General features: G+C 38.1%; 11 protein-coding genes. 3 read left to right on the forward strand and 8 right to left on the reverse strand.

Annotated features, from left to right (window positions below; all coding sequences use genetic code 11):
* Positions 1 to 206 precede the first annotated feature (206 nt).
* The 7 genes from DLD82_RS17920 to DLD82_RS17950 form a co-directional block, all read right to left on the reverse strand.
* Positions 207 to 1,394 (reverse strand): glycosyltransferase, encoded by a 1,188-nt coding sequence (locus DLD82_RS17920; protein WP_109942500.1) that lies wholly within the window; start codon positions 1,392 to 1,394, stop codon positions 207 to 209.
* Between the two features lie 43 nt (positions 1,395 to 1,437).
* A complete protein-coding gene (gene wecB, locus DLD82_RS17925) occupies positions 1,438 to 2,514 on the reverse strand; it encodes a non-hydrolyzing UDP-N-acetylglucosamine 2-epimerase (RefSeq protein ID WP_342764583.1) in 1,077 nt (358 codons plus the stop codon).
* Between the two features lie 12 nt (positions 2,515 to 2,526).
* Complete coding sequence (locus tag DLD82_RS17930; protein ID WP_109942501.1) at positions 2,527 to 3,951, reverse strand: nucleotide sugar dehydrogenase; 1,425 nt, start codon at positions 3,949 to 3,951, stop codon at positions 2,527 to 2,529.
* 2 nt (positions 3,952 to 3,953) lie between these two features.
* Complete coding sequence (locus DLD82_RS17935) at positions 3,954 to 4,859, reverse strand: Gfo/Idh/MocA family protein (RefSeq protein ID WP_109942502.1); 906 nt, start codon at positions 4,857 to 4,859, stop codon at positions 3,954 to 3,956.
* Positions 4,859 to 5,938, reverse strand: coding sequence for a DegT/DnrJ/EryC1/StrS family aminotransferase (locus DLD82_RS17940; protein WP_109942503.1), 1,080 nt, complete (start codon positions 5,936 to 5,938; stop codon positions 4,859 to 4,861). The genes DLD82_RS17935 and DLD82_RS17940 overlap by 1 nt, the downstream gene beginning before the upstream one ends.
* A complete protein-coding gene (locus DLD82_RS17945) occupies positions 5,935 to 6,330 on the reverse strand; it encodes an acyltransferase (protein ID WP_342764584.1) in 396 nt (131 codons plus the stop codon). The genes DLD82_RS17940 and DLD82_RS17945 overlap by 4 nt, the downstream gene beginning before the upstream one ends.
* A 283-nt stretch (positions 6,331 to 6,613) precedes the next feature.
* The gene (locus tag DLD82_RS17950) at positions 6,614 to 7,582 is read right to left on the reverse strand and encodes a glycosyltransferase family 2 protein (protein ID WP_109942505.1); all 969 of its coding nucleotides are present in this window, start codon (positions 7,580 to 7,582) and stop codon (positions 6,614 to 6,616) included.
* Between the two features lie 166 nt (positions 7,583 to 7,748).
* Here DLD82_RS17950 and DLD82_RS17955 point away from each other — a divergent pair, with 166 nt between their 5' ends.
* Positions 7,749 to 8,696: a GDP-L-fucose synthase family protein gene (locus DLD82_RS17955; protein WP_109942506.1), complete on the forward strand. Its 948-nt coding sequence runs from the start codon at positions 7,749 to 7,751 to the stop codon at positions 8,694 to 8,696.
* Between the two features lie 76 nt (positions 8,697 to 8,772).
* Here the strand turns inward: DLD82_RS17955 and DLD82_RS17960 are convergent, their stop codons facing one another.
* Entirely contained in the window at positions 8,773 to 9,462 is a 690-nt protein-coding gene (locus DLD82_RS17960) for an FkbM family methyltransferase (protein WP_181391530.1), read from the reverse strand.
* A gap of 362 nt (positions 9,463 to 9,824) precedes the next feature.
* Here DLD82_RS17960 and gmd point away from each other — a divergent pair, with 362 nt between their 5' ends.
* Positions 9,825 to 10,874, forward strand: coding sequence for a GDP-mannose 4,6-dehydratase (gmd, locus tag DLD82_RS17965; RefSeq protein WP_109942508.1), 1,050 nt, complete (start codon positions 9,825 to 9,827; stop codon positions 10,872 to 10,874).
* 122 nt (positions 10,875 to 10,996) lie between these two features.
* Positions 10,997 to 11,221 (forward strand): AbrB/MazE/SpoVT family DNA-binding domain-containing protein, encoded by a 225-nt coding sequence (locus DLD82_RS17970; RefSeq protein ID WP_109942509.1) that lies wholly within the window; start codon positions 10,997 to 10,999, stop codon positions 11,219 to 11,221.
* Positions 11,222 to 11,300 lie beyond the last annotated feature (79 nt).

Raw genomic sequence — 11,300 nt, forward strand, 5'->3', positions numbered from 1 at the left:
GTGAGAGGGAACTGATGTTCACCTTTCCAAGTTTTATTTCCTGTTCTTGTGCTATATCGTGGAACATTAGGTTTTCCTCCTCGGTTAACATGAACGACACCCGGGTGACTGAACCTTGGTGCCGCACTGGGGAATTTATTCCGCCCTAACTGGGGAATTTGATCCCGCCGAGATTGGGGAAAACTAAGCCGCCATTGACAGGGCCATTATTGATCTGATACAAGATCTAGATACAACTGATGATATCGCTGTTTTACATTCTCAAAAGAATACTGTTTTCCTAATTCAAATGACTCCATCAACATCCTTTTCATCTTTTCCTTGTTATTAATTAACCTCCCAACTGAAGAAATTACAATCTCATCTTCTACATCTTTACGAAATAATATAGAACATTTAGAAATAGCCTCTTGATTTTCTATATTTGCTTTTATTACTGGAATCACACCATAATGGAGATATTCATAGACCTTATTAGCAGAAACTAAAACCCAATATTCTTTTTTTAAACATAGAAACCCGATAGTTGCTTTTGAACTATAATATAAAACATTATCATATGAAACATATCCAAGATAATGAAATCTGCCGGGGAATTTTTGATTTAATTCAGAAAACATTGATAAAAGGAAAGAGTTTGAGGTGAGACCACCAATATATGCTTCTGATGATTTCCATTCTTTCAAAACAAATTCCATCACCTTTAAAATAAGAGGGATATCACGATCTAACGTGACATCAAGAGAACCAAAATATACCAAATTAAAAATATTGCTGTCAATATTAGTAATTTTTTCATTTAATTCATCAATAGAATAACCTGATGCGTCAGAATAATTAGGAACAATGATAACAATTGATCTTTTAAAAAGATCCCTTAATTGCAAAACATGGTCTTCAGATACTCCAATAATTCCATCTATCCACCTAGAACTGAATTTTTCATAAATTCTTGGGATTTTATCAAAAAGTAACTTATCTCCTTTACTTGTCTCAAATAATTCATGTCGATCATAAACAATTTTTACTGAATGGGATAAAAAAAAACGTAAATAATGACCAGTAAACAATAATTCATAATCGTGAACATGAATTATTGAATCATTATTTTCTAAAAAAGACTTTTTTAATAAAAAAATTAAATTAAGCGCCAATATCGGAGTAATAAACAGGAAATGTAATAATAATCGATTTTTTAATGATTGTGAGGAATCTCCCACGGGTATTCGAAATCCCTTTTCACCATATTTCGAAAAGAACCCGGGTTCAAGGAAAGGGAAATATCGATTAACGTTAAAATGAACGACATTATACCCAAGATTATGCATATATTTAATATGCCTGTTAACCCGGCCATCTTCTGGATGATGAACATCCAAAACAATAATATTCATGTTAAAATCGTCCCTCCAGAATAAATACGCCGGAAATCAACATTCAATGAGAAAGAAAATTTACGATAGTTTTTACAATTATATCAGAAGCATAACCATCACCATAACACTGACGATGAGCACCTACATATCCATCAAGGATTGAGACACTGTTTACTATCTTTATCTTATCTGCCCCTGCAAGAATATTCCAACCATCTTCCACCGTTTCAACCCACTCAGTTGTATCCCGGAGTGTGACACACGGTTTTTTCAGGATATATGCTTCTTTTTGAAGACCCCCAGAATCAGTGAGTACTAACCGGGAATCAAACAGCAACCGGACCATATCCACATATGGCAGAGGGGCAACAAAGATGATATTCGGATATTCAGATATACTAATCCCATAACTTTCCAGGAATTTTCTAGTCCGGGGATGAATAGGAAACACTACCGGATATGATAACTCAGAAAATGCCTGCAAAATAGAAACTAGATTTTTTTTATCATCCGTGTTTGACGGCCGGTGAATAGTTGCAAGATAATATTCATTGGCGAATACCTGGATATCAGCAAGGACATTACTCATTTTTCTGGCAACAGGAAGAGCTTTAAAGATTGCATCAACCATCACATCGCCGGTAATGTACACACTTCTTGTTATCCCTTCCTTCTCAAGGTTCCTGACTGCAGTCTGGGTAGGACAGAATAATAGATCAGATACATGGTCTGTTAAAACCCTGTTTATTTCTTCCGGCATTCTTCTATCATAACTTCGTAAACCAGCTTCTACATGTGCCACCGGAATGTGGAGTTTTGAGGCAGCCAGGGAACCGGCAATCGTGGAGTTTGTATCCCCATATACCAACACCAGATTAGGTTTTTTATCAAGAAGTATCTGCTCAATTGCTTCCAGCATTTTCCCTGTCTGCTCTCCATGGTTACCAGAACCTATATGCAGATTATAATCCGGATTGGGAATACCTAGTTCGGAGAAAAAGACGTCAGACATATTTTCATCATAGTGCTGACCAGTATGGACAAGGATTTCTGTGCACCATTCCCGGATTTTTTTTGACAACGGAGCACATTTTATAAACTGAGGCCTTGCACCAACAATTGACAAAATAGTGATCATTATTTGCACCGGTTAAAGGGGATGGGAATTCTTATCTCCTCTTCCTATGCCCAGATAAACAAATCCATTCCGGATATAAGTATCAGGATCAATAATATTTCTTCCATCAACAATAACACAGGAGTTAGAACCAGATAACTTTCGGATTTTTTCTGAATCCAGCTGATAATACATACGATGTGCAGTAAAAACTACCACCGCATCAACACCGGATAACACTGATTCCAAATCCTGACGGATGTCAATCCCGGGCCACCCTGTAACCCAGGGGTCATGCACCCGGATTTCTGCTCCGGCGTCCTTGCATAACTGATAAAATGGTTCAGCAGGTGTATTCCTGGCATCATCGGTGTTCGCAAGAAATGACCATCCTAGAAGGGCAACCTTTGCCCCTTTCATATCCTTAACAGAACGATTCAGCCCCTTCTTCAGGAGATGAAACATGTGTCTTGGCATGAAATCATTAATGTGCCGGGCCGTAACATACAGGGATTCAACCCCTTCGGGAAAATCTACCGACTGCTCATCAGCAATCTTTACTCCCCGTTCCAAGTGATATGTATCCTTGGTCAGACAATGGCCACCAACCCCTGCTCCGGGGAGAAGAATAGCACGGGTGATTCCATCTCCTTTAAGCGAGTCAATACCTCTCCGGACATCATAAAAATTGATACCCATTGCCTCACAATAGAGGGCTAACTGGTTCGCTGCTGCTATTTGTAAATCCCGGACAGTATTCTCAGCAGTTTTTGTAACTTCAGCAGCCGTTGCAGTCATCGGAATGAGATTTCCGGAAGTGAGAACCGGCCCATACAGTTCCATAGCCCGTTTTGTGCTGGCATCATCTATTCCCCCGACAATCCGGTCATGTTCCTGAATATTCCGAAGCAGCCTGCCTACCATCACTCTCTCAGGAGCATGAGCAAGGCCAAAATCCTCACCTGCGATAAATCCGGATTCTTCTTCCAGTATCTTTTTCGCCCATATCGCAGTAGTACCCGGAGTAATCGTTGATTCAAGGACTATTAATGAACCCTTAGTCAGGTACCTGCCTGCCTGCCTGATTCCTTCTTCTAAGGCAGAGAAATCAGGAATTAAATCGCCTGGATTTAAAAAAGGGGTCTGAATATCTATCGTAACTGCATCACATAAAGAAATTTTTGAAAAATCAGCAGTACATTCAAATTTACTTTTATCGGTTGTCTCCCTGATTAGATCATCAAGACCTGGTTCTTCTCCTTTCAAAGGATTCTTCCCTGAATTCAGAAGATCAATTTTATATCCGGAACTGGACGAATCACGTTGAAAACCATATACCTTATCAAATGAACGGGCAAATAATGCAGCTGCCGGAATACCGACATATCCCATCCCAATAACACCTATTGTTTTAATTGATCCTCTTTTTTTGAAATATTCAGATAATGAACAGTCCATTTTTAAAACATCTCTTTAATCATTTCACAAAATTCCAGATTTTCTATTGCCTGTCGCGAAGTTATAGGAAATGGAGTACTTGTTTTAACCGACATTAAGAAAGTAGATAATTCAGCCCGAAGTGGTTCAAGTTTAGCAACCTGAACCTTTTCTACAATATTTTCCTGTACATACCGATCACGTTCAACCTTGTATTGACCTGGTTTACGGTGAACATATATCTCCTGGGCCATGAAATCCCCCTGGATAGTCATGTCTTCCTGCTCAATATGAACCATACGAATCTTCTTAGAAGATTTTCTGCTGGCTGAAAGATAGACTACAGAATTACCTGAAGTACAGAGCGCCGCAGCAACATCATCATTACCCTTCGCCTGAACTGAGAGATCAGAGCAACCAAGAGCATGAAGCATGATGTCAATATCATGAATCATAAGATCTTCAACCACTGAACTGCCGGTAATCCGTGAAGATGTTGGATTATGTCTTTTAAACTCAATATAGAGAGGATCAGAGATTATCTGACTGATTTCAGAGACTATTGGATTAAACCTTTCGATATGCCCGACACCAACAACGATATCATCAGGAGTTTGTTTTTCAAGCTCTTTACTCTCTGAAGAGGACAAACAAATTGGTTTTTCGATTAGAATATTCATTCCCGCATTGATAACCTGCAGGGCAACATTATAATGAAACGGTGTGGGAACACAGAGACTGACCGCTTCAACCCGATGAAAGAGATCCTCATAAGAGTCTGCAACCTCTGCATTATTCTGGGTAGCAATTTTTTCTGCCTGACTCCGGTTCACATCATAAATCACAACCGAATCAACTTCTTTCAGTTCAGAATAAACCCGGACATGATTCTGTCCCATCATTCCGGTACCAATAACGCCGACATCCATCAGCAGGACCACCTGTTCAGTGAATTACAAATATGTGATAATTCTTCAATAGATAATCCGGGATATACAGGAAGACTTAAAACTTCTTTTGCCAGTTTTGAAGAAATCGGACAAGCAGGATTTGAAATGTTTGCATAAACCGGCTGCTCGTTTACCGGAATAGGATAATGAATCGCCGTACCTACACCCTCGTTTGAAAGCCAGGATGCCAATTCGTCGCGTTTTCCTCCACCAACCCGAATAACATATTGATGAAATACATGGCTGCAGTCGTTCAGGATTTGCGGTAAAAATATTTTTGGATGATTAATATTTTTGGAGAAAAGAGCAGCATTTTTATTACGGGCTTCATTCATTGTATCTATTTTTTTAAGTTGTACTCTCCCGATGGCTGCTCCGATATTGGTAAGCCGGTAATTATATCCTATTTCGGTATGGAGATATTTCTTTGACTGGCCATGATTAATGAGTCTTCGGATGTGATCTGCAAGCGCACTATCACAAGTCGTTATCATTCCACCTTCTCCGGTAGTCATGTTTTTTGTAGGGTAAAAGGAAAAACAACCGACAGAACCAAATGAACCTACCTTTTTCCCTTTATAAAGAGCACCATGGGCCTGGGCGCAATCTTCAATAAATTGTAGGTTTTTCTCAGCACAGATGTCCTGAATTGCAGAGATATTACATGGTTGACCAAAGAGATGAACACCGATTATTGCTTTCGTTCGGGGAGTTATGGATTCAAGGATGGCATCCGGAGATATTCCAAATGAATCTTCACATACATCAACCATTACCGGTCTTGCCCCACACATACTAACCGAAGTAGCAGTAGCAATAAACGTAAAAGAAGGGACTATTACTTCATCGCCAGGCTTTATTCCACATGCAAGAAGTCCGGCATGGAGGGCCGTTGTACCATTACTTGTAGCTATTGCTTCAGAAGTACCACAATACTCAGCAAACTCTTTTTCAAAAGACACTACCTCCTCACCGCTGGCAATCATTCCGGAACGAATAACTGCTGATACAGCATCTACCTCCTGATCTCCAAAAACTGGATGTGCTATGGGAATCATCGTCTTTTCGCTCCTGAAGGAAGGGGTTTAAACCGGGCAGGAGAACCAATTGCAAGGGTATCGGGGGGAACATCTTTCGTGACAACCGAACCTGCGGCTACGAGTGACCCGTTTCCAATAGTTACTCCAGGAAGAATAGTAGTATTTGCACCGATTGAAACATAATCTTCGAGAACCGGCCCATGCAAATCTTCCCCTCCGTTTGGTGGATATTTATCATTTGTTAGAACAGAATTCGGACCAATGAAAACATGTGAACCAAGGCACGTATTTGTTGGGATATATACCAGACTTTGAAGATTACAATAATCCCCTATTTCTGAATACCCTTCAATTATTGCTCCACTTCCGATAGAAACCTGTTTACCAATTATCGTTTTTTCCCGAATCATGACATTATGCCCTGATGAAAAAGAGTCACCAATCTTCACATCAGCATAGATAGTTGTCCCTGGACGAATTACAGCATTATCTCCAATAATGCATCCGGGAAAATCAATCTGGTCCAGATAATAACGAGGAGGAAAACCAAGATAAACCGAATCAAATATTTTTACATTATTTCCAATAATATTAATTCCAAATTGAGCAATAATATTTCATCTCCAGATATCCAGCATCTTATTGCTATTATTAATGGATCTAACAAATAGAAATAAACTTATTGTAAAATCCTTACCAGCCAACCTGAGTATAAATTGTGTTAGTATATGCAGCAATTTTTTTTCTGATAATTGTGTTGATTCTGTAGAAGAGAATTCTTAAGACAGGGAATATCATATTAAATACAGTAATGCGATCTTTTTGAAGAGAATGAAGCAGACCGGGAATAACATTAATTAGGAATGATCTCTTGTTATCCTGAAATTCCAGGTTTATTTTATCAATATAATAATGAGCATATGCTTCATTTTTAATTGAAGAATATGACAATTTGGTGTCATTTTCAAAGGTTTTATCAAGATATTTTTTGTAATGACTAACCATGAGATTCAATTTACTTGAAGCATTTGAACCATGTCTCCGGTAAAGAATGAGGGGTTTTCTTACATATGCTACAGGATATTCATAAGTGATCCTCGAGTACAGATCGTAATCTTCTCCACCCCTTAAAGACTCATCATAATATCCGACCTTGTCTAGAAATTTCTTCCGAAACATTGGATATCCAATATGGCATCCCCTGCGCCTTAAGACCTCCCCCCGAATGTAACCCTGAGAATATTGCTCTTTTCCAATTATTTTACCGATTATCCGACCATTTTCATTAATAACAAAAACATCTGAATGAACAAGCCCATAATTATCGTTTTTTATAATTTCCTGATAGAGTTCATCAATTCTCCCAGGGAGCATAACATCATCAGAATCGAGAATCGCGACAAATTTTCCAGTAGATGCTAAAATGCCATCATTTCTGGCTTTAGAGACGCCATAATTTCTATCCTGAACTATTACTACTATTCTTGAATCCTTTTTAGCATAGCCGTTTACTATTTCCAAGGATGAATCTGAGGAATTCCCTTCAACAATAATTATTTCTAAATTCGGATAGGTTTGGTTTATGATACTTTTGATTGCTTCACCTAAAAACCGGGCATTGTTGTAAGAAGGGATAATTACACTAATTTTATCTTCTTTCATATAATCCTGAAAAATAATTTCAAAAAACCGTCATTTATTAAAGTCCAGAAGTTTGCATAAAAATATATACATCGAGAATTTTTTTACTTCGCAAGCCGATATAAATAATTAACATCACAAGAATTAAAATGAAACGCTTATTGATCGAGTTTTTTTACGATAATTAATGATGACGAGTTATTTTACAAATAAAAAAATCCTCGTTACCGGAGGAGCAGGGTTTCTTGGTACTCAGGTGATAAACCACCTCGTTGAAAACGGTGCTGACAGAAAAAACATCTCAATTCCCCGGAGCCGTGAATGTGATTTGAGAGTATGGGAGAACTGTCTTAAATCTGTTCAAGGGATTGATATTGTCATCCACCTGGCCGCAAAAGTAGGTGGAATCGGATATAACCGTGAACATCCCGCCGAACTCTTCTATGACAATGCTATAATGGGCATTCAGCTTATGGAGGCAGCCCGCATATCCGGAGTTCAAAAATTTGTGGCTGTGGGTACTGTCTGTGCATACCCAAAATTTACCCCGGTTCCATTCCAGGAAGACGAATTATGGAGTGGATATCCGGAAGAAACAAATGCACCATATGGACTTGCAAAAAAGATGATGCTTGTACAGACTCAAGCCTACAGGGCACAATATGGTTTTAATTCAATCTTCCTTCTTCCGGTTAACCTTTATGGACCAGGAGATAATTTTAATCCGGACAGTTCACATGTAATTCCTGCTCTTATAAAAAAATTTGTAGATGCAAAAACGAATGGAGAAAAGCAGGTCGTTGTTTGGGGAACAGGATCAGCATCACGAGAATTTCTCTATGTAAAAGACGCTGCTAGGGCAATAGTCCTTGCCACAATGAAGTACAACGGAAGTGAACCAGTAAATATTGGAGCTTCACACGAAATTTCTATAAAAAACCTTGTAGAAATCATAAAAGAAAAAACAGGATTCAATGGAGAAATTGCCTGGGATACAACGAAACCAGATGGTCAACCTAGGCGTTGCCTTGAAACTTCAAGAGCAAAAAAAGAGTTTGGATTCGTATCTGAAATACCATTTGAAAAAGGAATTGAAGAGACAATTGAATGGTATATCAGATACAATCACTCATGAAAAAATTTTGATACACAAAAATTGTCCCTTAAAAAAATTGACATATCTACCAGTGCAATTGCCTCTAAATTTGTTTTTATTTGGGCAATAGGAGATAATTATAATTTGCAAGAGACTTCTCAATATAATAGTTAGTTGGATTTAATAATTCAATAACTTTTTCGATTTTATCACTCTCAATAAAAATTATTGGTTTATCTGAAGATATCCTATTCATACTCCCTTTTATCACATCAAGTTCCATGCCTTCAACATCAATCTTCATAAGCCCTATTTTTTCTTCAACAACTAAATCCAGAGGAAGAATATCGATATTTCCGGATTCACATACACAAACACTTTTGTTAGTATACGCAATGTGAGTTTTATCGGAAGATTCAACTAAATTTCCTTTAGATTTTTCCGAACCAATAGCAACCTGTTTAAGGATAGTCTTCTGTTCTAAATTATTTAGTTTGACATTTTCCACTAAAATGGGAAATATTTCAGAATTCGGTTCAAATCCATAAATTTTTTTTGAAGAGGTAAATAATCCAAAAAAAACCAGATGATTACCAATGTTTGCCCCAATATCAACATAGACTGTATTTTCAGGAATGAATTGCCTCACAATATTTAATTCAGACGCTTCAAAGAAGGTTTTTTTTACAATAATTGTCTGCTCAATTAAATCCTTACGAAATGGAAGAAAAAGCGAGACTCTTATTCCTTCATGAAAAAAAGAGTAAATTTGATTAGGGGTCTTATTATAATAATATTCAGCCATTATCCGGCGATAAGGATAAATAACAACAGAATTTAAAAAATTTATCATCCAGGGGTATTTTTGCCGGATTGAACAAATAAGAGTGTACACACTATAATTATTAGTAGAATCCATATAAATATTGTATACAGAGTTCTGTCGATTTTTCAAGAATATAAGGAAAAATTTCCGAATCGCTTGTTCCAATTTGGCTATATTACGGATAATCCAGGTTATTGAAGACAAAATGATATTAATTTATTATGTTCGTGATGCGGACAATTTGATATCTATTGATTTTCAGACAGAGCCATAATATCAGTAATATCTAACCATTTCTTACATCATCTTTTTCCCACACCGCGTCAAATGAATACAAAATTATGCCTCATAAGACCGCTTTCATCACCGGAATCACCGGACAGGACGGGTCCTACCTTGCCGAATTACTCCTTTCAAAAGGATATGAAGTTCACGGCCTGGTCCGTCGTGCCTCCACATTCAACACCCACCGGATAGATCATATATATGTAGACGCCCATGAACCGGAAGCCCGTTTCTTTTTGCATTATGGTGATCTGGCTGATTCCGAGATGATCTCACATGTTCTCTATAATATCAAACCTGACGAGATCTATCATCTCGGAGCACAAAGCCATGTCAGGGTAAGTTTTGATACTCCAGAATACACCGGAAATGTAACAGCCATCGGAACTACCCGGATTCTTGAAGCCATCCGGAGAAGCAACCAGAAAATCCACTTTTACCAGGCATCCTCAAGTGAGATGTTTGGTCATACTAGGCCTCCACAAAATGAAGATTCCTGTTTCTGGCCAAGAAGTCCTTATGCCTGTGCAAAAGTCTATGCATACTGGATGACCCGGAACTACCGCGACGGGTACAACATGTATACTTGCAACGGGATTCTCTTCAACCACGAATCACCCCGGAGAGGAGAGACATTTGTCACCCGGAAAATTACCAGGGGCATTGCAGCAATACTTGCCGGAAAAGAAAAATACCTCTATCTTGGGAATCTTGAGGCAAAACGTGACTGGGGATATTCACCAGAATATGTAGAATGCATGTGGCAGATCCTCCAGCAGGACAAACCAGATGATTATGTGATTGGAACCGGAGAAACCCATACCGTGCAGGACTTCGTGGATGCATCCTTTGCATATGCAGGTCTTGATCCGGAGAAACACGTGAAAATTGATCAGAGATATTTCAGACCTACTGAAGTTGAAGAACTCCTCGCAGATCCCTCACGGGCTGAAAAAAGACTTGGATGGAAAGCGAAAATAAAATTCCCAGAACTGGTGAAGATCATGGTTGATTCTGATATGAGTGCATCCGGATTAAAGCCCATTGGTGAGGGATACAAAATTCTTGATACAAAATTCCCGAACCGCTGGTGGTCCAGAGATTGACCCTTTTCTCCAACGGTTTTACTTTTCTTTCCCTAACCATAAAATATAGAAAGCCCTCTTGCAAACAGTGAATAGTAAAATTACAGATAACTCATTATACACCGGATTCAAATAGTATTCATATGTCATCTTCGGTTATTGAACAGGATGGAAAAATTACAATCCCCCAAAATATCATAGAGAAATTAGGAGTTGCGAGAGGTGATGAAGTTGAAATTGAGATTGTTGGGAGCAACTTACTAATCCGTTTAAAGAAAAATTCATATAATTCAATAATTTCATTGAAAGGCTGTATTCAGGATAACAAAACAGATCCTCTCACCTTGAAGTCCATATGGAAGATGTAATTTTTATCGATAGTAATGAGGCTGTTGCACAAATAACTAAAATAATTAACAATAAGTAATAAAGCTTAACTATATATCT

Source organism: Methanospirillum stamsii (genome assembly GCF_003173335.1).
Lineage (GTDB): Archaea > Halobacteriota > Methanomicrobia > Methanomicrobiales > Methanospirillaceae > Methanospirillum > Methanospirillum stamsii.

Excerpts from the sequence above, each read along its gene's own strand:
- DLD82_RS17920 (WP_109942500.1), bottom strand. The coding sequence starts at position 1,394 with ATGAATATTATTGTTTTGGATGTTCATCATCCAGAAGATGGCCGGGTT.
- wecB (WP_342764583.1), bottom strand. The coding sequence starts at position 2,514 with ATGATCACTATTTTGTCAATTGTTGGTGCAAGGCCTCAGTTTATAAAA.
- DLD82_RS17930 (WP_109942501.1), bottom strand. The coding sequence starts at position 3,951 with ATGGACTGTTCATTATCTGAATATTTCAAAAAAAGAGGATCAATTAAA.
- DLD82_RS17935 (WP_109942502.1), bottom strand. The coding sequence starts at position 4,859 with ATGGATGTCGGCGTTATTGGTACCGGAATGATGGGACAGAATCATGTC.
- DLD82_RS17940 (WP_109942503.1), bottom strand. The coding sequence starts at position 5,938 with ATGATTCCCATAGCACATCCAGTTTTTGGAGATCAGGAGGTAGATGCT.
- DLD82_RS17945 (WP_342764584.1), bottom strand. The coding sequence starts at position 6,330 with ATGATTCGGGAAAAAACGATAATTGGTAAACAGGTTTCTATCGGAAGT.
- DLD82_RS17950 (WP_109942505.1), bottom strand. The coding sequence starts at position 7,582 with ATGAAAGAAGATAAAATTAGTGTAATTATCCCTTCTTACAACAATGCC.
- DLD82_RS17955 (WP_109942506.1), top strand. The coding sequence starts at position 7,749 with ATGATGACGAGTTATTTTACAAATAAAAAAATCCTCGTTACCGGAGGA.
- DLD82_RS17960 (WP_181391530.1), bottom strand. The coding sequence starts at position 9,462 with ATGGCTGAATATTATTATAATAAGACCCCTAATCAAATTTACTCTTTT.
- gmd (WP_109942508.1), top strand. The coding sequence starts at position 9,825 with ATGCCTCATAAGACCGCTTTCATCACCGGAATCACCGGACAGGACGGG.
- DLD82_RS17970 (WP_109942509.1), top strand. The coding sequence starts at position 10,997 with ATGTCATCTTCGGTTATTGAACAGGATGGAAAAATTACAATCCCCCAA.